At 68.6% G+C, this 21,404-nt stretch carries 22 protein-coding genes and 2 pseudogenes; 11 read left to right on the top strand and 13 right to left on the bottom strand.

Annotated features, from left to right (window positions below; all coding sequences use genetic code 11):
- The first annotated feature begins 9 nt into the window (after nucleotides 1-9).
- The 7 genes from P8T65_RS37325 (at nucleotide 10) to P8T65_RS37295 (ending at nucleotide 7,845) form a co-directional block, all read left to right on the top strand.
- Nucleotides 10-1,431: a site-specific integrase gene (locus tag P8T65_RS37325; RefSeq protein WP_316729704.1), complete on the top strand. Its 1,422-nt coding sequence runs from the start codon at nucleotides 10-12 to the stop codon at nucleotides 1,429-1,431.
- Nucleotides 1,432-1,496: 65 nt separating this feature from the next.
- The gene (locus P8T65_RS37320; protein ID WP_316728604.1) at nucleotides 1,497-2,600 is read left to right on the top strand and encodes a tyrosine-type recombinase/integrase; all 1,104 of its coding nucleotides are present in this window, start codon (nucleotides 1,497-1,499) and stop codon (nucleotides 2,598-2,600) included.
- 17 nt (nucleotides 2,601-2,617) lie between these two features.
- Complete coding sequence (locus P8T65_RS37315) at nucleotides 2,618-2,968, top strand: helix-turn-helix transcriptional regulator (RefSeq protein ID WP_316723386.1); 351 nt, start codon at nucleotides 2,618-2,620, stop codon at nucleotides 2,966-2,968.
- The gene (locus P8T65_RS37310; protein ID WP_316723387.1) at nucleotides 2,965-5,394 is read left to right on the top strand and encodes a site-specific integrase; all 2,430 of its coding nucleotides are present in this window, start codon (nucleotides 2,965-2,967) and stop codon (nucleotides 5,392-5,394) included. Before P8T65_RS37315 ends, P8T65_RS37310 begins: the two co-directional genes overlap by 4 nt.
- Nucleotides 5,391-5,999: an AAA family ATPase gene (locus P8T65_RS37305; protein WP_316723388.1), complete on the top strand. Its 609-nt coding sequence runs from the start codon at nucleotides 5,391-5,393 to the stop codon at nucleotides 5,997-5,999. The genes P8T65_RS37310 and P8T65_RS37305 overlap by 4 nt, the downstream gene beginning before the upstream one ends.
- Nucleotides 5,996-6,148, top strand: a complete 153-nt coding sequence (locus P8T65_RS37300; RefSeq protein ID WP_316729702.1) for a hypothetical protein — start codon at nucleotides 5,996-5,998, stop codon at nucleotides 6,146-6,148. Before P8T65_RS37305 ends, P8T65_RS37300 begins: the two co-directional genes overlap by 4 nt.
- The gene (locus tag P8T65_RS37295) at nucleotides 6,148-7,845 is read left to right on the top strand and encodes a hypothetical protein (protein ID WP_316729701.1); all 1,698 of its coding nucleotides are present in this window, start codon (nucleotides 6,148-6,150) and stop codon (nucleotides 7,843-7,845) included. Before P8T65_RS37300 ends, P8T65_RS37295 begins: the two co-directional genes overlap by 1 nt.
- A 157-nt stretch (nucleotides 7,846-8,002) precedes the next feature.
- Here the strand turns inward: P8T65_RS37295 and P8T65_RS37290 are convergent.
- The 6 genes and pseudogenes from P8T65_RS37290 to P8T65_RS37265 form a co-directional block, all read right to left on the bottom strand.
- Nucleotides 8,003-8,197 (bottom strand): annotated as a pseudogene (locus tag P8T65_RS37290) (IS3 family transposase); the annotation flags it as partial.
- A gap of 49 nt (nucleotides 8,198-8,246) precedes the next feature.
- On the bottom strand, nucleotides 8,247-9,845 hold the full coding sequence (locus P8T65_RS37285) for an IS4 family transposase (protein ID WP_316728600.1): 1,599 nt from the start codon (nucleotides 9,843-9,845) through the stop codon (nucleotides 8,247-8,249).
- A 93-nt stretch (nucleotides 9,846-9,938) separates the two neighbouring features.
- Nucleotides 9,939-10,715, bottom strand: a complete 777-nt coding sequence (locus P8T65_RS37280; protein ID WP_316731846.1) for an IS3 family transposase — start codon at nucleotides 10,713-10,715, stop codon at nucleotides 9,939-9,941.
- 5 nt (nucleotides 10,716-10,720) lie between these two features.
- Nucleotides 10,721-11,047, bottom strand: a complete 327-nt coding sequence (locus P8T65_RS37275; protein WP_013006446.1) for a transposase — start codon at nucleotides 11,045-11,047, stop codon at nucleotides 10,721-10,723.
- Between the two features lie 534 nt (nucleotides 11,048-11,581).
- The gene (locus P8T65_RS37270) at nucleotides 11,582-12,193 is read right to left on the bottom strand and encodes a DNA-3-methyladenine glycosylase (protein WP_316729700.1); all 612 of its coding nucleotides are present in this window, start codon (nucleotides 12,191-12,193) and stop codon (nucleotides 11,582-11,584) included.
- A 20-nt stretch (nucleotides 12,194-12,213) separates the two neighbouring features.
- A pseudogene (locus tag P8T65_RS37265) lies at nucleotides 12,214-12,465 on the bottom strand (DNA-3-methyladenine glycosylase); the annotation flags it as partial.
- A gap of 211 nt (nucleotides 12,466-12,676) precedes the next feature.
- Between P8T65_RS37265 and P8T65_RS37260 the strand changes: the two are divergent.
- From P8T65_RS37260 to P8T65_RS37250, 3 genes are all read left to right on the top strand, one after another.
- On the top strand, nucleotides 12,677-13,459 hold the full coding sequence (locus P8T65_RS37260) for a sporulation protein (RefSeq protein ID WP_316729698.1): 783 nt from the start codon (nucleotides 12,677-12,679) through the stop codon (nucleotides 13,457-13,459).
- Between the two features lie 52 nt (nucleotides 13,460-13,511).
- Nucleotides 13,512-14,051, top strand: a complete 540-nt coding sequence (locus tag P8T65_RS37255; protein ID WP_316729696.1) for a YbhB/YbcL family Raf kinase inhibitor-like protein — start codon at nucleotides 13,512-13,514, stop codon at nucleotides 14,049-14,051.
- A gap of 151 nt (nucleotides 14,052-14,202) precedes the next feature.
- A complete protein-coding gene (locus P8T65_RS37250; protein WP_033529234.1) occupies nucleotides 14,203-14,709 on the top strand; it encodes an HNH endonuclease in 507 nt (168 codons plus the stop codon).
- A gap of 158 nt (nucleotides 14,710-14,867) precedes the next feature.
- Here the strand turns inward: P8T65_RS37250 and P8T65_RS37245 are convergent, their stop codons facing one another.
- From P8T65_RS37245 to P8T65_RS37235, 3 genes are all read right to left on the bottom strand, one after another.
- The gene (locus P8T65_RS37245; RefSeq protein ID WP_184895829.1) at nucleotides 14,868-15,815 is read right to left on the bottom strand and encodes an SPFH domain-containing protein; all 948 of its coding nucleotides are present in this window, start codon (nucleotides 15,813-15,815) and stop codon (nucleotides 14,868-14,870) included.
- Between the two features lie 185 nt (nucleotides 15,816-16,000).
- Nucleotides 16,001-16,432, bottom strand: coding sequence for an NfeD family protein (locus tag P8T65_RS37240; RefSeq protein WP_230214200.1), 432 nt, complete (start codon nucleotides 16,430-16,432; stop codon nucleotides 16,001-16,003).
- 145 nt (nucleotides 16,433-16,577) lie between these two features.
- Complete coding sequence (locus P8T65_RS37235) at nucleotides 16,578-17,369, bottom strand: ABC transporter ATP-binding protein (RefSeq protein ID WP_184895826.1); 792 nt, start codon at nucleotides 17,367-17,369, stop codon at nucleotides 16,578-16,580.
- 149 nt (nucleotides 17,370-17,518) lie between these two features.
- Between P8T65_RS37235 and P8T65_RS37230 the strand changes: the two genes are divergently transcribed.
- Nucleotides 17,519-18,304 (top strand): hypothetical protein, encoded by a 786-nt coding sequence (locus tag P8T65_RS37230; RefSeq protein WP_316729694.1) that lies wholly within the window; start codon nucleotides 17,519-17,521, stop codon nucleotides 18,302-18,304.
- A gap of 226 nt (nucleotides 18,305-18,530) precedes the next feature.
- Here the strand turns inward: P8T65_RS37230 and P8T65_RS37225 are convergent, their stop codons facing one another.
- The 4 genes from P8T65_RS37225 to P8T65_RS37210 all read right to left on the bottom strand — a co-directional run bounded on the left by P8T65_RS37225 (nucleotide 18,531) and on the right by P8T65_RS37210 (nucleotide 21,197).
- Nucleotides 18,531-18,770: a chaplin gene (locus tag P8T65_RS37225; RefSeq protein WP_316729692.1), complete on the bottom strand. Its 240-nt coding sequence runs from the start codon at nucleotides 18,768-18,770 to the stop codon at nucleotides 18,531-18,533.
- Nucleotides 18,771-19,011: 241 nt separating this feature from the next.
- Nucleotides 19,012-19,260 carry a chaplin ChpE gene (gene chpE, locus P8T65_RS37220; protein WP_033529228.1) on the bottom strand — a complete coding sequence of 83 codons (249 nt, stop codon included), beginning with the start codon at nucleotides 19,258-19,260 and terminating at the stop codon, nucleotides 19,012-19,014.
- 157 nt (nucleotides 19,261-19,417) lie between these two features.
- The gene (locus P8T65_RS37215) at nucleotides 19,418-20,059 is read right to left on the bottom strand and encodes a response regulator transcription factor (RefSeq protein ID WP_316729688.1); all 642 of its coding nucleotides are present in this window, start codon (nucleotides 20,057-20,059) and stop codon (nucleotides 19,418-19,420) included.
- On the bottom strand, nucleotides 20,052-21,197 hold the full coding sequence (locus tag P8T65_RS37210; protein WP_316729686.1) for a GAF domain-containing sensor histidine kinase: 1,146 nt from the start codon (nucleotides 21,195-21,197) through the stop codon (nucleotides 20,052-20,054). The genes P8T65_RS37215 and P8T65_RS37210 overlap by 8 nt, the downstream gene beginning before the upstream one ends.
- Between the last annotated feature and the right edge of the window lie 207 nt (nucleotides 21,198-21,404).

Here is a 21,404-nt window from a genome sequence, read left to right as displayed (position 1 = left end):
GTTCATTTCGTGATCCTGCACTACTTCAGTTCCGCCGGGTGGGAAGAGTGGGACCTGTACGAGCGGCCCGTCATCCGGGAGGCCATGCCCGTCCTCATCGACGAGGACCTCTGCTTCGAGGACGCCGCGGGACTTCGGCCGACGGTGGTGATGAACCTGTGGCTCCGGGAGTTACCGGTCAGCGGGGCGCCGTCGCCGAGGTCGTGGCGTACGTACGCCCAGGCGCTCAAGGGCTGGGCGGAGTTCCTCGGCGCTCGCCGGATCCCGGTCTTCGCTGATCGGCAGCGGCTTCGGGATGCGTTGTCGATGTACGCCGAGTACCGGCTGTCCGGGCCGCTGGAGGTGCGGCTGAGTCCGGCGAGCTGGAATCTGGCGGTGAAGACGCTTTCGTCCTTCTACCAGTGGGCGGCGGCCGAGGGGCATGCGTCGACGGTTCCGTTCTCCTACGTGCGGCAGTCGATGACCCGCCCGGATGGTGCGCGCGTGGAGGTGGCCAGGAATCCGGCGACGGTGCGTACGGGCAACGCGCACGCGACACGGAAGTACCTGGAGAAGCCGTACGCGGACTTGCTGATGCACGCCCTGGCGGGCAACGAGCCGGCGGGCGAGCGGGACGTCTCGTTCCGGGGGCGGGAGACGGGCCGCAACGCGGCCGTGATCGGCCTGGCGCTGTCCAGCGGGCTGCGGTCGCGGGAGTTCACGTGCCTGACGGTCTACGAGGTGCCGCCGCTGCCGCGCCGCCGCACGGCGGTGCCGGTGCCGCTGGTGCTGGCTCCGCCGACGGCGAAGGGCAGGAAGGGCCGGTCGACGTGGATCGGTTACGAGGATCTGGCCCGGGTCCACGGCTACATCGGCTGGGACCGGGCCGCGGTGGCGGAGGGCTCGCGCTGGCGACCCCGTGACCCGCTGTTCGTCGAGGGCCCGACTCACGACGGCGCCCTGATCAACGGGACGCGCCGCCGCTGGCACACCCTCTCCCCGGTCGAGCGGCTGCGGCTGGTGGCGCCCGGCGGGGGCAGCGCGCTTCTGGCGGTGCAGTCCGGCGGGAGGCCGTTCGTCGACTGGGCGACCGTTCTGCGCCGGACCGCGCAGCGGATCCGGGACCGCTTTGAGTCGTCCTTCCCGCATGTCCATCCCCATGTCACCAGGCACACCTTCGCGATGGCCACCTTGGAGCGGCTGGTACGCGGCTACTACCAGCAGGCCGCCCAGCTCGTCGTGGACACCGGCGGCGACGACGCCCTGGCGCTCTATCTCACCAAGGCCGATCCGCTCCTGGTGCTGCGCGATTTATTGGGCCATGCCAGCGCTGCCACCACTCAGACATATCTGAACCCTCGGGAATTGCATCAGGCGGGCGAGAAGCCGCAGGTCGCGTGGTCACGGCGGGAGACGGAAGGACTCCGTACCCTGTACGAACTGGCAGCCTGAACAGGTGTGTTGCCGAGATGATCCCTTCTGATGCATGATCTGCTCTCCAGAAGGGATGGTCTGGAGTGGTGCATCAGCGCATGGCGGCCCTGGCGGGGTCGGCTCATCTGGAGCTTGTCTCCGGCGTGGTCCAGTTGCGTCCGGAGGACGCGATGTTCGACGCGATGCTGAGGGGCTGGCGGGCTCAGCAGAAGTCGCGAGGGCTGAAGGACGAGACGATCGACCCGAGGGAACGGCTGATCCGCCGGTTTCTGGAGTTCGCGAACGAGTACCCGTGGCAGTGGACGCCGGCCCACCTGGACGAGTGGTCGGCATCTCTGACGAGCGAGAAGCATCTGGCGCCGTCCACGATCCGCAGCTACCAGGGTGACGTCCGCCTGTTCAGCGAGTTTCTCATCGACGCCCGATACGGCTGGGGTCCGGCATGTGAAGAAGCATTCGGCACTTATCCGGTGGCGATCTGTCACGAGTGGAATACCCTCCCTCACCTGCAGGATTACGAGGGCGAGCCGGAGGCACGGCCGTTCACAAGGGAAGAGCTGCAGCGGTTCCTCGACTATGCCGACGACCAGGTCGCACGCGCCGTGAAGGCCAAGCGCAAGGGTGCTCTCGCCGCCTACCGGGATGCCACCCTCTTCAAGGTCATCTACGGGTGGGGGCTTCGCCGGACCGAGACTTCCAAGCTCGATGTGGTCGACTTCGGACGCAATCCGCAGGCCCGGCAGTTCGGCCGGTACGGCACGCTCAACGTCCGCTACGGCAAGGCGAAGAAGGGCCAGCCGCCGCGGCGGCGGAACGTGCTGTCGGTGATGGACTGGGCCGTCGAGGCGGTCGCCGACTATGTCGAGAACGTCCGGCCGCGATTCGGATTCCCTGATCACCCGGCTCTGTGGATCACCGAGCGCGGGGGCCGTCTCCAGCCCGGCTCCATCAACGACCGGTTCGAGGCATACCGGGACGCCCTAAAGATCCCAAAAGATCTAACTCCCCACTCAATCCGGCATTCTTACGTCACGCATCTGACCGAGGACGGAGTCGACCGCCGGTTCATCCAGCAGCAGGTCGGCCATGAGTGCGACAGCTCCCTGGCCATCTACACGCACGTCAGCGACGACTTCATGAACACTTCCCTGCACAAGGCACTGGCTCCGGCGTTCGCCGGGGCCTGACAGGAGGGATCCCGGCGATGGCCGCCAAGCTCGATTACCACTGGCACCTGCGCAAAGTCATGGCGGACCGCGGGATGTTCTCTACCACCGACCTCATCCCTCCGCTCGCCGAACGCGCTATCAGCCTGTCGTCGAGCCAGGTCTACCGGCTCGTCGTCGAGCGACCGGAGCGACTGAGCCTGAAGATCCTCATGGCCCTGCTCGACATCCTCGACTGCACCATGGACGACCTCATCGAGCCCATCGCGGCGGCGGGCGCCGTGAAGAAGCCGAAGAAGGCAGCCTCCGGCGGCTCGGCACCCAATACGGAGGGACTTGGCGGGCTGCGGCCAAAGCGGGCCCGGATCAGGGGCGTTGACCGGTCATGACCACAGCGGACCAGCTCGATCGCGCCGTCACCGACCCGATCGGCCTGATCACCGACCTCGTCGCCGACGTCGAGAACGATCTCGACAGCGAGACCATCCGGACCGTGGTCACCTCGGTCGCGGGCGGCCGCGCGAAGTCGCGGAACGTGGCCAAGAACCTGGCGATACGGCCTGCCGTCCTGACCGACGGCCGCTCTCCGGCGCCCCGGGCCGTCGGCGATCTGCTCATCGAGCTCCGCAAGGCCGGGGCATCGGCGATCGCACCGCCGGTCTGCGCCGAGTGCGGCAAGAAGCTGCGAACCCTGCACCGCAAGGGCCAGGACTGGTACTGCTCAGTCTGCGGTCAGGAGAGGGCCGAGTGCACCACCTGCGGCAACATCCGACGCGTCGGCTTCCGGGACCGCAAGGGCCTGCCCCGCTGCTCGATGTGTCCCGACCACGACGACCGTGATCCCGTCACCGTCGTCCACGAACTGATCACCACGATCGCCCCGGGCGCCGACCGTGACGCGGTCGCCGAGGCCCTCCGCCGGACGGCACCCCACCGTCCCCACTATCGCCAGCGAGTGGTCTGGGCCCTGGAGGACAACCCGCGCCTGCTGACCGGGGAGGGACATCTTGCACCGCAGCGCGCCATCCTGAAGTTCATTGACCTGCTGCACGAGGCTGGTGTCGCCGGGATCGTCCGGCCCGCCTGCCCTCGCTGCCGCCGGGTGGTCCACATCGACAAGCCGCTGGACGGGCAGCGGGTCTGCCGCAACTGCATCGCCAAGTCCCGCTTCGAAGAATGCGTACGCTGTGGTGCCCGGCGCGAGCCGGCCACCCGCGACGCCGAGGGGCGCCCGCTGTGTCCGAGCTGCCTGGTCAGGGACCCGGCGAACCTGGAGACCTGCATCGTCTGCGGCGAGTCACGCATGGTCAACTCCCGCACCGCAAACGGGCCGATCTGTCCGAACTGCCGTCCCTTGCCCGAACTGCTCTGCTCGATCTGCGGCCGCACCGCACCCTGCATGCTCTCGAAGCTCACCGGCCTGCCCCGCTGCGGCGGCTGTGACAGGCGCCAAGCTCACTGCACTGTCTGCGGACGAATGCGTGGCATTCACTCCGGCACCGCCGACGCCCCCATCTGCGGCCCCTGCACCACACCGGACGCTGAACTCTGGCGTCCATGTCCGACCTGCAAACAAGCCGAGCGGCTGCACGCGCCGGGTCCGTGCCCTCGCTGCACACTCAAGCATCGGCTCCACGAGATCCTCAGCGACGGCACCGGCTCTATACCCCCGAAGCTGCAGCCCCTCCACGACGCCCTGGCCAGCGCTGAACGGGCCGGCACCGCGATGCGCTGGCTTTCCAAGGGCATTGTCTCCACGGTCCTGTCCGATCTCGGCTCCGGCCGCCGTCCCCTCACCCACGAGGCCCTGGACGAACTGCCTGAAGACAAGGTCGTCGAACACATCCGCAGTGTTCTCGTCGCCACCGGCGTCCTACCCAGTCGGGACGAGCAAATGGTCCGTCTCGAACGGCACGTGAAGAACCTCGTCGCCTCCCATACGACGGCCGAGGGACGGAAAGTCCTGCACCGGTACGCGACGTGGCACCTCCTGCGCCGGCTTCGCCGTCGCAGCCGCGGAAAAGAGATCACGCACTATCAGCTCACGGTCGCGCGACAACATCTGCGGGCGGCCGTCTATCTCCTGAACTGGCTCGAGGACCAGAACCTGACCCTTGCCGCCTGCCGACAGACCGACCTCGAACGCTGGATGACCAGCGACGACGTCCGCCTTCGCCAGGAGGCAGGCCACTTCGTGCGCTGGGCCCTCGCCCAGAAGATCGCCCGGGATCTCAGCTTCCCGGCCGAGCGATGGAACGGCCCCTCCCAGGCGATGGACAACGAAGCCCGCTGGGCCACCGCCCGACGCCTGCTGCACGACGACACCCTCAAGCCCGAAGACCGCCTCGCCGGCCTGCTGTTGCTCCTCTATGCCCAGTGGCCCGCGGCGATCTCCCGGCTCACCGTCGACCACATCGAGGAGACCGACGCAGCCGTCCGCATCCGCCTCGGCGCCGTCCCGGTCGAACTTCCGGCACCCGTTGCTGAACTCGCCCTCCAACAAGTCGCGGTCCGCCACAGCCATGCCGTCCTCGCCCGAACAGACTCACCCTGGCTCTTCCCCGGAGGCCAGCCCGGCCGCCCGATCAGCGCCTGGGCCATGGGCGAACGACTCCGCAAACTCGGCATCCGGCTGGCGGAAGCCCGCTCGACCGCACTCTTCCAGCTCGCCACCGAGCTGCCCGCCGCGGTCCTCGCCCGCACCCTCGGCATCGACATCACCGTCGCCGTCAAATGGCAGCGAGCCGCCGCCGGAGACTGGGCTGCCTACGCCGCTGATGTGAGCCAACGAACCAAGGAGCATCCGGCCCCATGATCCCGACCACTACCGACCAACCTGCGAACCGCAAGCAGCCCACGGCTACCGGACCGACCACGAGCCAGGAGATCTACCTCATCACCGGAATCCCCGCGGCGGGCAAATCGACGATCGCCCAACTGCTGGCCGAGCGGCTCCCGAGGTCAGTGCACGTGCGCGGAGATCTGTTCCGGCGCATGGTGATCAACGGCCGAGCCGAGATGACTGCCGACCCGTCCGAGGAAGCAGTACGACAACTCCGGCTGCGTCATCAGCTGACCGCACAGACCATCGACAGCTACTTCGAGACCGGCTTCACCGTGGTCGCCCAGGACGTCATCCTCGGAGAACACCTTGCCAGGATGATCGCGCAGATCCGCAGCCGCCCTCTCCACGTGATCGCCCTCACCCCACACCCGGACGCCATCGCCGCACGCGACACCGCCAGATCCAAGACCGCCTACGACGCGTGGACCATCGGCCCCCTCGATCACGCTCTGCGGCAGGAGACACCTCGCCGCGGACTCTGGATCGACACCTCCGAACAGACCCCCACCCAGACCGTCGACGAGATCCTCGCCAGAGCCCCGGGAGAGGCACGAATCGAGCTCCGCAACACGTGATCCGCCAGGCATTCGGACACTTCCAATACCCGACTCCACCGTTACATTTCCTCGACACCCAGCGGATCTACCGGGACGCCTACGCGACCGCCGGAGGAGCCTTGGCCGTGGATGCCGACGCGGCCGCCGAGTTCGAGGGCGAGGTCTGATGCCTGCCGAGGTCCAGCAGCCCCTGGCGGTGCTGTTCACGCTGCCGGAGGGCGTCATCCACCACGGTGTCCTGCACGATCTGCCGAATCAGCAGCTGACCGCGGACCTGGCCGTGGGGCTGGTGGCGGCCACGCATCCGCACGGGCCGATCCGGACCCGTTCGGTGGCACGGCAGTACATGACGACGATGCGCCGGACGGCACGCGACCTCGACGCCTGGGGAGTCACGGGCGGTCTTGCCGATCTGACCCCGGCCACACTGGTGCAGTACTGGCTGACCTGCGACTACCATCGCGAACGGCGCATCCGTGTGGTGCTGAACGCCTTCCAGGAGATAGCCGGAGGACTGGACCCGGGCATCTCCCGTCACCTGGCCGGGCGGCGGATCAACAAGGTGGAGAAGAGCCGACCCAACCAGCCCTACAGCGACGGTGAATGGCGGAGGCTTGAAGCCTCCTGCACCGATCGGATCGCGGCGGCCCGCCGCACACACCGTCAGGTGTTGGAGGCAGCCGGCCGGGGCGCCGATCCGTCCGTCCACGGCGTCGCCTTCGACAACCTCGCCTGGCTCTGGCTTCACGCGGGCCCTGCGGAGGCGAGAAGGGACGTCGAGCGGTTCAGCAGAGGCGCCGGTGTTGACCGGGCCCAGCTCACGGCAGTCGAAGCCACGCTGTTCCCGGCCTCGGAGACGGCGTTCGCCTACCTCACGCTGTTCGCGATGCGCACGGGCACCGTCCCTGACGGCATCGACGCCCTGCGACTCGACAACATCACCCGGACTTCGGCGAACACTGTCCTGCTCTCCTACCGCAAGGGCCGCACCGGGGACGAGGCGCTCAACCTGCCCCGTGATGCCGTGCGGCTGCTGGACCGCTGGCTGGAGCACTCGGCCCAACTGCGAGAGCACGCCGGGGATTTGGCTGGTCGTCTATGGATCTATGTGGGCCATGACGGACTCGGAAGAGGGCAGGGCAGGATCTTCGACCGCCCCCGCGGCCAGCGCCAGCGCCGGGCCTGGATGGAGTTCTCGGGCGTGCTCGGCGACGACGGGCAGCTTCTTCCGGTGCACGGCGGCCGGGTCAGGGCCACCTACCACCACCGGCGCGGCCGCACGACGATCGACCCCAACCACAGCGCCCGCGTCGAGGGTGATCACTACCTCAGCTCTCACACGCCGGCCCAGCTGGACGCGCTTGAGGGCGTCATCGAGCAAGCCCAGGGCGATGTGCGCCGCAAGGCCGCCCCGCCGGTCGTGATCAATGGTGAGGACGCTGCCGTGTTCGCTGCGGACTTCCCGCGCCTGGTCGAGGACGCCGGTCTGGACGCAGCGACCATCAAGGCTCTGCTCTCCGGTGAGCAGGACATGTTCGTCGCCGCGTGCGCCAGCCCGCTCAACGGCCCGCACGCCCCGGAGGGAACCTTGTGTCCGGCTCGGGCGTGGGTGTGTCTGCTGTGTCCGCTCGCCGCGTTCGCGCCCCGGCACCTGCCCGACCTGCGCAGGTTCAAGGAGTACTTCTCCCGGCAGGCCCAGCAGATGACCACCGCGCAGTTCCTGCGGATCTTCGGTCCGTACACGGCCCGCCTGGACGAGGACATCCTGCCCCGGTTCGGCCCGGCCGCCATCGAAGCCGCCACCCGTCAGAGCACCGAGACCGCCGCCTTCTTGCCGCTGCACCTGGAGGAACAGCCCCAGTGACGACCGCCCATGCCTCTTCCCCGGCCCTGGCCGGGCGGCACCCCTTCCACCGGGCTTCCCGCTGCGCGGGCTGCTGAAGCGACCGTCACTCAGCGCTTGCAGCGTGGATGGGATCCGGGTGACCCGCTCCTGAACCGTTCCGGGTTCCGTAGAGAGCTCAGATGTTGGGCGTGACCTGGGGTTTCGTGGTGCTGAGGTAGTGGTTTGCTTCGTACTCGACGGGCGGGATGTGCCCTATCTCACCGTGGAGTCGACTGTGGTTGTACCAGTCGACCCACTCGGCGGTGGCGAGCTCGACCTGGGAGAGCGTTCGCCACGGCCGCTGGGGCTTGATCAACTCGGTTTTGTAGAGCCAATGCCGCGGAGTTAAGCCGTCCCGCATCACGTCAAGTTGATCAGTTTCAGTCAGCAGGGGCGAGCCATTCGGGGGCGATCCGGTATCTCCCTCGTCCTTCCCGGATCAGCATGGTCTGCTCGGCCCACTGGTTGATCTGCGTGCACAGACTGCGGTACTTCGCCCTCACCGTGATGCCGAGGGCCTTGCTGATCTCGACAGTGCGCCACGCTCGTCCTGGATCAGTGCGCAGGAGACGGAGGGTGCGCTCCCTGAAGCCCAGGTCATCGGGCTCGGTCTTGTCACGCCGGTGGACGGCAATGTGCATGGAAGTGATCAGCTGGCTCTTCCTGGGACGTTCCTGGGAGACCACGGTGTACTGCGAGATCGGGCATTTTACGAGCCGGGCGCTGGTGCGTGCCCGACGCGGCGGCAGCAGAGCATCGAGTACGGCCTGCGCGATGCCGCCGTTTCCGTCGGCGGGTTCGAGAACCGCCCGCGCGGTGATCACCTGTTCTGCCGCCGCGCGGAGGGCAACGGTGAAGCTGGCGCGGTCTGGGTCTGTGCCCGGCCGGAACTCGACGGCGTCCACCATGGCACGACGAAGGCTCTGGTAGACGACCAGCAGAGCCCACAGCTCCTGCTGCAAGCCCACCGGGTCGCCCGAGCGCAGAACCCGGCCGGCAAACAGCGTGTCCTTGAGCGCAAGGAAGGACAGTTCGATCTCCCATCGCTCGTGGTAGAGCGCGACCAGCCGGTCGGCCGGATCGGTCCGGTGGTCCAGGAGCGTCGTCGCCAGGCGGTATCGGTCCGTGGCGCGGCTCCCGTCGGCGCAGTTCGCCGTCACCTCGGCCTCGATGATCCGGAAGGTGCGGCCGCGCAGTCGGGTCAGGTAGGAACCGTCCGGCAGTACGGAGATCACAGCCGGACGACGGCGGTAGGTGAGCCGTGCCAGGAGCTGGGCGCCGGTGTCGGCGGCCTCGTTCAGGAACTCGTCGCCGGAGAAGTTCCGGTCGGTGAGCAACAGCATGCTTGCGTCCAGCAGTGGCAGCAGACGTCTGGCGTATCCGGGTTCACCCGTGCTCGTCGGCCCGAACACGGCCCCAAGTAGACCGCGGGTGCCGGTCTCGCACAGAGCCATCAGTCGGACGTGCGGGTACCCCTCCACACCTCGGTGGCGGCGGGTCTTTCCCAGCACCCCACGGACCCGGACGGTGTCGGAAGCCTGCAGCGAGCTGCATCCGTCGAAGGCGACCGTGCGCCATCGCCGGTAACTCACTCCGGGCATCGAAGGGCGGGCGAGCGGGCCGGCCACCGTCTCGAACAGCTCCTGGAACGGAGCCGTCCCCAGACGGCGGCGTACCTCGCGAAGTGCCTTCTCCGAAGGGACCTTCGAGGCCAGGGTACGCACCCCGGCAGTCAGGCTGCTCCAGACGCGCAGGTATCCGGCTTCCGGGAAGAGGCACATCGCCAGGACGAAGTACACCCCCACGCGGGAGGGGATGAGGCGCAACCTGCGCTGCACCGCCCTGGTGTGTTCCAGCACGTCGTCGATCAGTTCGAAGGGAAGAAGCTGCGTGAGCTCCCCCAGATGTCCGGGCGCGAAGAGGCCCGAGGCGACGGTGATGCTGCGAGTCACCGTCGTGGTGGCAGACTGGTCGGGCAACGGGACCTCCGCTCGGAGTAGTGAAGACCTTGGTCGGCTTCACCTCTGTAGCAGAAGTCCCGTTCTTCATGGTCGCCTTGGACCGGAAGCTGATCAACTTGACGTGATGCGGGACGGCTTAACTCCGCGGCATTGTTTGTAGAGCCCGATCGTCGATTCCATCAGGGCGTTGTCCAGGGCGTCCCCGACCGAGCCGATGCTCGCCGCGATGCCGGCGGCATCCAGATGGTCGGCCAGCTTGAACGACGTGTATTGCGACCCGGCGTCCGAGTGATGTATCAACTCGCCTCGAATGTGGGGGCGTTGGTCGCGGTCGCGTTGCCACAAGGCCATCTCCAGCGCGTCCAGGACGAGCCGGGTCTCCTTCGTGGTGGCGGCCGACCAGCCGACGATGCGGCGCGAGAAGGTGTCCACGACGAAGGCGACGTAGACGACGCCGGTCCAGGTCGCCACGTGGGTGAAGTCTGCGACCCAGCAGCGGTTCGGTGCGTCGGCGACGAAGTCGCGGTCGACCAGGTCCGGTGCCCTGGGTGCGATGGGGTCGGGGATCGTGGTGATCACCTTCTTGCCGCGGACGGCGCCGGTGATGCCGAGTTCGCGCATGAGGCGTTCGACGGTGCAGCGGGCCACGGAATGGCCTTGTCGGTTCAGGTGGCGCCAGATCTTTCTGGCACCGTAGACACGGTAGTTGGTGTCGTACGCCTCCTTGATCAGGGGCTTCAGTTCGGTGTCGCGGACGGTGCGGGCCGCGGGGGCGTCCTGGCGTTTGCGGTGTGCGTAGTAGGTGGAGGGGGCGATCTTGCAGTCGTGGTCGGTGAGGACCCGGCAGATCGGCTCGACGCCGCCGAAGCGGCCCTTGTGCTCGTCGATGAACGCTACGAGCGTGTGTGTGGCCGGTCGAGCTCGGCCGCGAAGAAAGACGCTGCTGCCTTGAGGATGTCGTTCGCCCTCTTCAGCTCAGCGTTCTCCTTCTTCAGCCGCTTCAGTTCCGCCGACTCATCCGTCGTCGTGCCCGGCCGGGTGCCGGCGTCGATCTGGTCCTGCCGCACCCACTTACGCAGCGTCTCGGTCGTGCCGATGCCGAGTTTCGACGCGACGGCCTTCATCGCGGACCACTCGGTGTCGTACTCCGGCCGCACCTCGGCGACCATGCGGACAGCTCGCTTGCGCAGCTCAAGCGGGTACTGGGAAGGGCGTGCCATGACTCGATCCTCTCAAATGATCGAGTCCCTACCGAACCCGGAACGGTTCACTGCATCCAGCGCGACGCATGCGAGCTTGCCCGCGTCGTAGAGCGCCTTCACCCCGTCCGGGAAGTCTTCCTGCTCGTACGGACCACCGACCCGTGCCAGAGGCCCAGAGACCAGCAGTGCGTCGGCGACCTAGGCTGGAGACATCCCGAACTGCAGCGGCCCTACGCCTTCTCCGGATCGCAGCTCCCAGCGCTCCCGCTCCGCATCTGCCCTCATCCACCCACCCCTACGTCTGGCCGGCCCAGATCTGTGTCTGTTGCTTTGGTTCGCATGCACCAGGCAGGGACAAGATCCCAACTCGGCTGCTCAAATGCCAACTGGGGTGCTCGGTCACACCCACCCGTCCGGTCCGAGTCGGCGCACGTCGACAGTCACTCGACCGGTCAGGAACGCGTCACGCGCCGCGCTCGCGAACGATCACGCAACTTCTGGCCCAACTTCGCGCCGACTCACCGGCGGGCCGTGAGCGAGGCGTACAGCGGCTCAGGATCCGGCGGGCGGTTTGGCTCGGGGGCTCAGCCGGTACGCCGAGACCGTCGGATCACCGGCGAGGTAGAACCGGTGTAGCCAGTCGTGGGCCTTGCTCACGCCTACCCGAGGACCGACCCGGATGAGCGCGGCAGGTACAGGCTCACCCTCGGACAACACGACCGAGGTACCTGTCAGGAGGTCTGCACCGTTGTGCTCCGCCGTGATGCCGAGTGCCTGACAGAAGTTCCCGGGACCTCGGGCAAGGCGTGGACTCTCGACCCTCTCCCCGCGCCGCTTGCGTGCCAGGTCTTCCCCCTCGATGACCCTGCCTGCCCGGATGAGGACAGCCGAGGCGATGCCATCCGTCCCGGTGACGACGTTGGCGCACCAGTGGAGGCCGTGAGAACGGTACACATACAGGTGTCCTGCGGGTCCGAACATGACGGCGTTACGGGGTGTCTGGCCTCGGTAGGCATGGGAAGCTGGGTCAGCCGTACCGGAGTACGCCTCGGTTTCCGTGATGGCGATGCTCACGGTCCCCTCGGGGGTCTTGCAGGTGAGGACGCTCCCGAGCAGCCTGGGCGCGACCTCTTCGGCAGGATGGGCGAGGACGTCGACGTTCATGCTGATCGCCTTGACATGTCGTAGGTGAAGTAGACGTACACCTGGCCGGGCGGGCCGAACATCACGCCGTTGCGGGCCGTGCGACCGCGATAGGCGTGGGAGCCGGGGTCGTTCGCACCGTCGTAGGCCTCGACCTCCGTGAGACGGAGTTCGATCGGACCCTCCGGGGTGGTGCGGACGAGGACGCGCCCGAGGAGGTCCGGCGCCACCTCCAGTACGGGGCGGTCGAAGAACCCGCGGGCGAGGGGCGTACGGTCGGGGCTCGCGATCATGGCGTACGAGCGTAGTCCAGACGGGTGCGTGCCGACGGGTGGCGTGGGGGCGTCCTCCTTGGAAGGGTGAAGGAGCTGGAGGACGCGGAACCGGGCGTCGTCGGTTTGCGTTTGTAGGGATCAAGGCTCCGCGCCACGCAGAGCGATCCACACCACAGAGAACACAGAACCACGCAGATACGCAGGCTTTCGCCTGACGGGAGGAACAGACATGGGGTTCAAGCGGCTGCTCGCGAGCCTGGGAGCCGGTGGCGCTTCGGTCGAGACGGTGCTGACCGAGATCAACGTCGTCCCGGGCGGTGTCGTCCAGGGTGAGGTGCGGATCCAGGGCGGCTCCGTGGACCAGCAGATCGAGGCGCTGTCCGTAGGGCTGCAGGCGAAGGTCGAGGTCGAGGGTCAGGACGTGGAGTACAAGCAGGACATCGAGTTCACCAAGCAGCGGCTCGGTGGCGCCTTCGAGCTGAAGGCCGAGGCCGTCCACGTGGTGCCGTTCGGGCTGGAGATCCCGTGGGAGACGCCGATCACCACCATCCAGGGGCAGCCGCTGCCCGGGATGCACATCGGTGTGACCACCGAGCTGGAGATCGCGCGCGCGGTCGACTCCGGTGACCTGGACCCCATCAACGTGCACCCGCTGCCCGCGCAGCAGGCTCTCTTGGACGCCTTCATCCAGCTGGGCTTTCGGTTCAAGAACGCGGACATGGAGCGCGGCCACATCCGGGGGACCCGGCAGAAGCTGCCGTTCTACCAGGAGATCGAGTTCTACCCGCCGCAGCAGTACCACGGCCTGAACCAGGTGGAGGTGAGCTTCGTCGCCGACGAGCGCGAGATGGACGTCGTGCTGGAGATGGACAAGAAGCCGGGTCTGTTCAGCGAGGGCAGTGACTCGTTCCGTTCCTTCAGGGTGGGGCTGCACGACTACCAGGGCACGGACTGGACGGCGTACCTCAACCAGTGGCTGTCCGAGGTCGGCAGCAAGCGCAGCTGGTTCTAGGCTCGGTACCACCGGAACCACACCCACCCCGGATCCATCAGGAGGTATCCAGGTGACCGAGCCGAAGAGGCCGCCGCTCCCCCACGATTTCCACCCGGTCGTGCCGTCCTTCACGGTCGCGAGCGAGGACGTCGAGGCGGGTTCCACGCTCAAGGACGCCCAGGTCTACGCGGAGGGGAACACCTCGCCGCAGCTGCGCTGGGAGGGCTTCCCGCCGGAGACCAAGAGCTTCGCCGTGACGTGCTACGACCCGGACGCCCCTACGGGGAGCGGGTTCTGGCACTGGGTCGTGTTCGACATCCCGGCGTCGGTGACGGAGTTGCCGACGGGTGCCGGCTCGGGGAAGTTCGAGGGACTGCCCGAGGGCGCCGTCCAGGCGCGCAACGACTACGGGACGAAGGACTTCGGCGGAGCCGCGCCGCCGCCCGGCGATCCGGCGCACCGGTACGTGTTCACGGTGTACGCCGTGGACCAGGAGAAGCTCGGTCCGGATTCGGATGCTTCTCCCGCGGTGGTCGGGTTCAACCTGCGGTTCCACACCCTGGCCCGCGCCCAACTCATCGGTGAGTACTCCGCCGTGGCGGAAAAGTAACGAAGCCGGACGTTCATTGAACGTTTGCCCGTCTCTGGTCTTGGAAGTGATCAGAGACGGGCATTTTTTATTGCGTTGTCCATCTCGGCGTGCCCGGCCAGAGTTGATCCAAGCCCGCCGGGGGGTGGGCTGGCACAGGAGGTGGGCTGGAATGCGGGACACGCTGGTACTGAACGCGAGCTTCGAGCCGCTGTCGACGGTGACGCTCAACCGAGCCGTCGTGCTGGTACTGCAGGACAAGGCCGTCGTCGAGCAGACCCACCCCGAACTGCGCATGCGCGGAGCCGCGGTCGACATACCGGCGCCCCGGGTGATCAGGCTCTGCAGGTACGTGAGGGTGCCGTTCCGAAGACAAGCGCCGTGGTCGAGGCGGGGCGTGCTGGTACGGGACAGGCACCGGTGCGCGTACTGCGGTCGTCGGGCGACGACCGTGGACCATGTGGTGCCGCGGTCGCGGGGTGGTGGGGACACCTGGCTGAACACGGTGGCTTCTTGCGCCGAGGACAATCACCGCAAGGCGGACCGGACTCCGGAGCAGGCGGGGATGCCGTTGCTGCGGCAGCCGTTCGAGCCGACGCCGGCGGATGCGATGCTGCTGTCGCTGGGCCACGATGACTTCGATGCGCTGCCGGCGTGGCTCTCGCAGGGCGCCGCGTAGGGCTCCGCCCGGGAACGCCGTCCTCCCCAGCGTCGGTCGGCTTCTGTTGTGTGCGGGCTGCGGGTCCGTTGTGGCTGATCGCGCAGTTCCCCGCGCCCCTTATAGGCAAAAGACTTGGGCCCGCCTTCTGCTTCGAAGGCGGGCCCAGCGTCGTGTTCTCAGTCGATCGCCGGCTTCTCGCGGCGTTCGTTGTTGCCGTCCGCCGGCCTGGGGACGGTCGGGCCGCCGCCGAGGTTGCCGAAGTTGCCCATGGCGCCGGAGAGGCCCTTGAGGGCGTCGCCGATCTCGCTGGGGACGATCCAGAGCTTGTTGGCGTCGCCCTCGGCGATCTTCGGGAGCATCTGGAGGTACTGGTAGGACAGGAGCTTCTGGTCCGGGTCGCCGGCGTGGATGGCCTCGAAGACCGTACGTACGGCCTGGGCCTCGCCCTCGGCCCGCAGGGCGGCGGCCTTGGCCTCACCTTCCGCGCGCAGGATCTGGGACTGCTTCTCACCCTCGGCGGTGAGGATGGCCGCCTGGCGCGTACCTTCGGCGGTGAGGATCGCGGCGCGCTTGTCACGGTCGGCGCGCATCTGCTTCTCCATCGAGTCCTGGATGGAGGTGGGCGGCTCGATCGCCTTCAGCTCGACGCGGTTGACGCGGATGCCCCACTTGCCGGTGGCCTCGTCGAGGACGCCGCGCAGGGCCGCGTTGATCTCCTCGCGGGAGGTCAGGGTCCGCTCCAGGTCCATGCCACCGATGATGTTGCGCAGGGTGGTGACGGTGAGCTGCTCGATCGCCTGGATGTAGCTGGCGACCTCGTAGGTCGCGGCGCGGGCGTCGGTGACCTGGTAGTAGATGACCGTGTCGATGTTCACGACCAGGTTGTCCTGGGTGATCACCGGCTGCGGCGGGAACGGCACGACCTGTTCGCGCAGGTCGATGCGGTTGCGGATGGAGTCGATGAAGGGGACCACGATGTTGAGGCCCGCGTTGAGTGTGCGCGTGTAGCGGCCGAACCGCTCGACGATGGCCGCGCTGGCCTGTGGGATCACCTGGATGGTCTTGATCAGGGCGATGAAGACCAACACCACCAGAATGATCAGGACGATGATGATCGGTTCCATCGATTGCTCCCCGAGCCCTTCTCCGCCGTGTCGCTTCCTGAAGATCTTGAAGGTCCTCAAGATCCTGAAGATCCTATGCCTGTCGAGGCCGTTGAGGATCTTGTGGTCGAGTCTGGCAGAACACCGCCTGCCCGGTGGGGCGTTCACGCCATAGCGTCATCGCCTCGTGACCACGTCGTGCGAGGTCACATGACGATCGCCGTGGCTCCCTCGATCTCGACGACGTCCACTTCCTGGCCCACTTCGAAAGCCTGGCCGGTGTCGAGCGCCCGGGCGGACCAGACCTCGCCGCCCAGCTTGATGCGGCCGCCCGCGCCGTCGACCCGTTCCAGGACGACGGCGTGTTTGCCCTTCAACGCGTCGATCCCGGTGGCGAGTTCTGGCCGCTGCGATCTGTGCCGGGCCGCGATGGGCCGGACGACGGCGATGAGCGCGACGGACACGATCGCGAAGACGACTACCTGGAGTACGACCCCACCGCCCAGCCCCGCGACCACGGCTCCGGCGACCGCGCCCAGGGCGAGCATTCCCAACTCGGGCATCGCGGTCACGACGAGGGCGATCCCGAGCCCGGCCGCGCCGATCAGCCACCACACCCATGCGTCGATGCTGTCCACATCGGCAATGGTAGAACCGCGATCGGGCCGCCGAACAGAGTGCACGGTCAAAGATCGCGTACAGAGGGCCTCCAAGTCGGGTGCGCCCGGGCCGGGTTGTGGCCCCTGCGCGTCCGACCGGCGGAAGTTCGGTGGGAGTTGGAGGTCAGGTGAGTGGCAGGCCGTGGGCGGTCCAGCGCTCGCCGAGCTGGTCGACGACGAGCGGGAGGCCGAAGCAGAGGGAGAGGTTGCGGGAGGTGAGCTCCAGCTCCAGGGGGCCTGCGGCGAGGACCTTGCCCTGACGGATCATCAGGACGTGGGTGAAGCCCGGGGGGATCTCCTCGACGTGGTGGGTGACCATGATCATGGAGGGGGCGATCGGATCGCGGGCGAGGCGGCCGAGGCGGCGTACGAGGTCCTCGCGTCCGCCGAGGTCCAGGCCGGCGGCGGGCTCGTCGAGGAGGAGCAGCTCGGGGTCGGCCATCAGGGCACGGGCGATGAGGGTGCGCTTGCGCTCGCCCTCGGAGAGGGTGCCGAACTTGCGGTCGACGTACTCGGTCATGCCGAGGCGGTCGAGGAAGGCGCGGGCGCGCAGTTCGTCGACCTCCTCGTAGTCCTCGTTCCAGGTGGCCGTCATGCCGTACGCGGCGGTCAGCACAGTCTGCAGGACGGTCTGGCGCCGGGGGAGCTTCTCCGCCATGGCGATGCCGGCCATGCCGATACGGGGGCGCAGCTCGAAGACGTCGACCTTGCCGAGGGTGTCGCCGAGGATCGTGGCGGTGCCCTTGCTGGGGTACAGGTAGCTGGACGCGATGTTCAGGAGGGTCGTCTTGCCCGCGCCGTTCGGTCCGAGGATGGCCCAGCGCTCGCCCTCCTTGACCGACCAGGAGACCTGGTCCACCAGAGCCCGGCCCTCGCGGACCACGGATACGTCCTCCAGCTCCAGAACATCGCTCATGAGCGCGCTGTCTCCCCTTGCAGTGTCGGCCTGTCTCGGCTGTCGCGTACGCCTGTGGTTGGAGCCACCGCCGGGTGGGCGCAGCCCATAGGGAAATCTACGCCACCGGCCGGGCCACCCATCGCCTCGGTCGTCCTTAGGGTGGGGACATGCTCTCCGAACCACGCTCAGGACGCCTCGCCTCATGGGGAAATGCCCTTCTTGCCGGACTTGTCTCGCCGGATGACGCCGTGCTCGCGATCGTCGGGGAGGACACGGTGCACCGGGTGGCGGGGCTGCCCGGCGAGTCGGGGCCCGTCGGGCTGACGCTCGGGCTGGGACGGTTGCGGGCGCTCGGGGTGACCGGGTTGCGGATCGCGCTGCCGGCGCCGGGGCATCCGCTGGGGCTGAGCGGTCCGCCGGAGTTCAACAAACTGGCGTTGGAGGCGGAGGAGGCAGTCGTCTGCCACGGCGGTGCGCTCGGGCTGGTGCCGGAGGTCTCCTCGGTGGGGCCCGAGGGCGACGAGCACGTCGAGGTCGTCTGGCACTGCCTGGAGGTGCGGGAGGCGCCTCCGGCCGATGTGCCCTCTCTCGGGGAGGCCGAACGGGAGCTGGCGGAGGCGCTGCGGGAGGCGACGGCGGTGCTGTCGCGGCTGGACGTGGCGGCCTCGGGGCCGGTGGCGGAGGCGGCGATCGACGCGTACCGGGCTCGTGCCGAGCCGGGGCGGGACGTGTTGGCGCCCGGGTATCCACCGCGTGCGGTACGGGTGCTGGAGCTGGCGCAGCGCATCGGGCTGCTGATCTCCGTGGCGTTCGAGAACGGGCACGGCGGGGCGGTGAGCGCCTCCGAGATGGCCTCGCGGACGGCGGCGCTGCGGCCGGTGGAGCGGACGGCTCGGCGTGCGCAGGTGGCGGCGTACAACGCGTTCGTGGAGGAGCGGGAGCGGGGGCGGTAGTTCGGCGGGGGTCGGCCCTCGGTTGCGCGTTGCCCGGCGGCTGCGGCTGGGTGGGGGCGGGTTCGCTCACCGGCGCTTGCCGGGTGCCGCCTGCGCCCGCCCTCCCCCACTCTCGGCTTCGCTCGAGCGGGAGGTGCCCCCACCGCCCCAGCGGCACGATTGCCCGCAGTTGGGACGGCGGCCTGGCGCCCCGCGATCCTGAGGGTTCGCGGGGCACAGCGGAGTGTCAGTGGTTGGCGCTGATGTTGCCGAACGTCGGGTTGAGCGCGGCGATGAGGTTGGCGCTGAGGCCCGTGACCGTGACGGGGACGTCGAGGGGGACCTGGACGTCGAGGCCGGAGCCGACACAGGGGCAATGCACGGCGGCGCTGTCCGCGGAGGAGTCGGCGACGGCGGCACCGGACGAGGCGCCCGCGGCGAGACCGGCGGCGGTGACGGTCAGAGCGGCCTTCTTGGCGAAGTTCATGAGCTGCGTTCCTCCTGCGTCGTACGGGTCCTGCCCGCCCACGGGCCGTGCGCTGATCGACGCCCGGTGGGTCCGCGGTGGTACGCGCGAAGGACGGGAAGGGCCCCTTCGGCGCATTGGGGCGATGGAACGACCACAGGACGAGACGACCACAGGAGGAAATCGACTTCGGATATACCTGACCGGCCTTCCAGGGAGTGCCTGGAAGGCCGGTGGTCACGAGTGCTCCGGGGCGGGAACGTCAGTGGTTGACACCCAGGTTGCCGAAGGCCGGGTTCAGGATGCCGACGACGTTGACGCTGTTGCCGACCGCGTTCACGGGGATGTGGACCGGGGCCTGGATGACGTTGCCCGAGACGACGCCCGGCGAGCCGATGGCCTTGCCGTCGGCGTGCGCCCCGCCGTCGGTGGCGGAGGCCATCCCGGCACCGGCGGCGACGAGGCCACCGGCCACCATCGTGACAGCGGCGGCCTTCTTCAGGTTCTTCACTTTGAGCCCTTCCTTGCGATCACTGCGGCGGTCGCACGCAGCACGCACTGAAGAACGCCGGGGGTCCCGACAGGATGCGCCACTTGGGTGACATACACCCGACAGTATGAATCTCAGCCCGGAGTGGAACCCTCCGTGTTGCCGGACAATCCGCACATCATCCGGTCACACCACGGCGTACCGCCCACAGTGCGGCCTGGGTCCGGTCCGCCAGGTCGAGCTTCATGAGGATGTTCGAGACGTGGGTCTTCACCGTCTTCTCGGACAGCACCAGCGCACGGGCTATCTCACGGTTGGAGCGGCCGTCGGCGATCAGGCCCAGCACCTCGCGCTCCCGCTCGGTGAGTGAACCGCCTCTTCCCTGGCCGGAGCCCGCCTCCTCCTGGGACAGCAGGGCGTCGGCGACCTCCGGTTGCAGGAGGATGTGCCCGGCGTGGACCGAGCGGATGGCGCCGGCCAGGGCGTCGGGGTCGACGTCCTTGTAGACGTACCCGGCGGCCCCGGCCCGCAGGGCGGGGATGACCGTGCGCTGCTCGGTGAAGCTGGTGACGATGAGCACGCGCGCGGGGTTGTCGAGTTCGCGGAGTCTGCGGAGCGCCTCGACGCCGTCCATGCCGGGCATCTTGACGTCCATGAGGACGACGTCGGGCCTCAGCTCCTCGGCGCGGGCGACCCCCTCGGCGCCGTCGGCGGCCTCGCCCACGACCTCGATGTCGTCCTGCACCTCCAGGAAGGTGCGCAGTCCGCGGCGTACCACCTGGTGGTCGTCGACGAGGAGCACCTTGATCGCGTCAGCCACCGGGGACCTCCATCTCGATGGTCGTGCCCTTGCCGGGCGCCGATTCCACGGTCAGCCTGCCGCCGACCCCGCTCGCCCGGTCACGCATGGAGACCAGGCCGAGGTGGCGTCCCGCGCGGCGTACGGCCTGGGGGTCGAAACCGTCACCGTCGTCGGTGACCCGCAGGACGGCTCCGCCGCCGTGCCGGTCCAGCGTGACGTCGACCCGCTTCGCCGCCGAGTGCCGCAGGGCGTTGTGCAGGGCCTCCTGGGCGACGCGCAGCATGGCCTCCTCCTGGGCGGCGGGCAGCGCACGGGCGCCGCGGCCGGAGAAGGTGACGCGGGCGCTGTGGGCGCGGTCCAGGACATGGACCTGGGTGCGCAGGGTGGCGACCAGGCCGTCCTCGTCGAGCCCGGCGGGGCGGAGTTCGACGACGGCGGCGCGCAGCTCGTCCGCGGCTTCGGCGGCGAGGGCGGCGACCTGCTGGAGTTCGCCCTTGGCGCGGGAAGGGTCCCGGTCGACCAGGGTGGCGGCGGCCTGGGCGGTCAGGCGCAGGGAGAACAGCTTCTGGCTGACGGCGTCGTGGAGTTCGTGGGCGAGCCGGGAGCGTTCCTCGGCGATGGTCAGCTCGCGGCTGCGCTCGTAGAGGCGGGCGTTGGTCAGGGCGATGGCGGCGTGCTGGGCGAGGATCGACAGCAGTTCCTCGTCCTCCTCGGTGAAGCCGCAGCCCCCCTCGGGCTTGGGGCAGCGTTTGTTGGCGAGGAAGAGGGCGGCGATGACCTCGTCGCCGTCGCGGACGGGCAGGCCCAGGAAGTCGATCAGGTCGGGGTGCGCGCTGGGCCAGCCCTCGAAGCGGGGGTCCTTGCGGACGTCGGCCAGGCGCTCGGGGGTGGCCTGGTGGAGCATCGCGGCGAGGATGCCGTGCTGGCGCGGCAGCGGGCCGATGGCCTTCCACTGGGCGTCGCTGACGCCGTCGACGACGAACTGGGCGAAGCCTCCGTGGTCGTCGGGGACGCCGAGCGCGGCGTACTCCGCGTCCAGCAGCTCACGCGCGGAGGCGACGATCGTCTTGAGGACGTCGCGCACCTCCAGGTGCCTGCTCATGGCCAGCAGGGCGCTGCTCACCGCGGCGAGGCCGGACCGGGGACCTTGACTCATGACCTCACCGTACCGGCGGGGTCCGACGGCGCGGATCGGACCGCCGGAGGCCTCACCGGGGCCCTCGGCCCTAGGCCCTGGGCCTACGACCGGACCTAGGTCCGGGGATGCGGGTCCGGCGGCCTGCGACCGGGCCCAGGCCCCTGGGCCCGGCCCGATGACCTAGGGCGAAGGGCCCCGGGGCTCTGCGGCCCGCGTACGAGGCGG

Source organism: Streptomyces sp. 11x1 (assembly GCF_032598905.1).
Lineage (GTDB): Bacteria > Actinomycetota > Actinomycetes > Streptomycetales > Streptomycetaceae > Streptomyces.
Note: the sequence above shows the minus strand (reverse complement) of the source record. Positions and strands in the feature narration are given on the sequence as shown.

Bases quoted from the DNA above. Each gene is read 5' to 3' on its own strand.
- P8T65_RS37315 (WP_316723386.1), top strand. From the start codon at position 2,618: ATGGCCGCCAAGCTCGATTACCACTGGCACCTGCGCAAAGTCATGGCG.
- P8T65_RS37310 (WP_316723387.1), top strand. From the start codon at position 2,965: ATGACCACAGCGGACCAGCTCGATCGCGCCGTCACCGACCCGATCGGC.
- P8T65_RS37305 (WP_316723388.1), top strand. From the start codon at position 5,391: ATGATCCCGACCACTACCGACCAACCTGCGAACCGCAAGCAGCCCACG.
- P8T65_RS37295 (WP_316729701.1), top strand. From the start codon at position 6,148: ATGCCTGCCGAGGTCCAGCAGCCCCTGGCGGTGCTGTTCACGCTGCCG.
- P8T65_RS37275 (WP_013006446.1), bottom strand. From the start codon at position 11,047: ATGGCACGCCCTTCCCAGTACCCGCTTGAGCTGCGCAAGCGAGCTGTC.
- P8T65_RS37270 (WP_316729700.1), bottom strand. From the start codon at position 12,193: ATGAACGTCGACGTCCTCGCCCATCCTGCCGAAGAGGTCGCGCCCAGG.
- P8T65_RS37260 (WP_316729698.1), top strand. From the start codon at position 12,677: ATGGGGTTCAAGCGGCTGCTCGCGAGCCTGGGAGCCGGTGGCGCTTCG.
- P8T65_RS37250 (WP_033529234.1), top strand. From the start codon at position 14,203: ATGCGGGACACGCTGGTACTGAACGCGAGCTTCGAGCCGCTGTCGACG.
- P8T65_RS37245 (WP_184895829.1), bottom strand. From the start codon at position 15,815: ATGGAACCGATCATCATCGTCCTGATCATTCTGGTGGTGTTGGTCTTC.
- P8T65_RS37235 (WP_184895826.1), bottom strand. From the start codon at position 17,369: ATGAGCGATGTTCTGGAGCTGGAGGACGTATCCGTGGTCCGCGAGGGC.
- P8T65_RS37230 (WP_316729694.1), top strand. From the start codon at position 17,519: ATGCTCTCCGAACCACGCTCAGGACGCCTCGCCTCATGGGGAAATGCC.
- P8T65_RS37225 (WP_316729692.1), bottom strand. From the start codon at position 18,770: ATGAACTTCGCCAAGAAGGCCGCTCTGACCGTCACCGCCGCCGGTCTC.
- P8T65_RS37210 (WP_316729686.1), bottom strand. From the start codon at position 21,197: ATGAGTCAAGGTCCCCGGTCCGGCCTCGCCGCGGTGAGCAGCGCCCTG.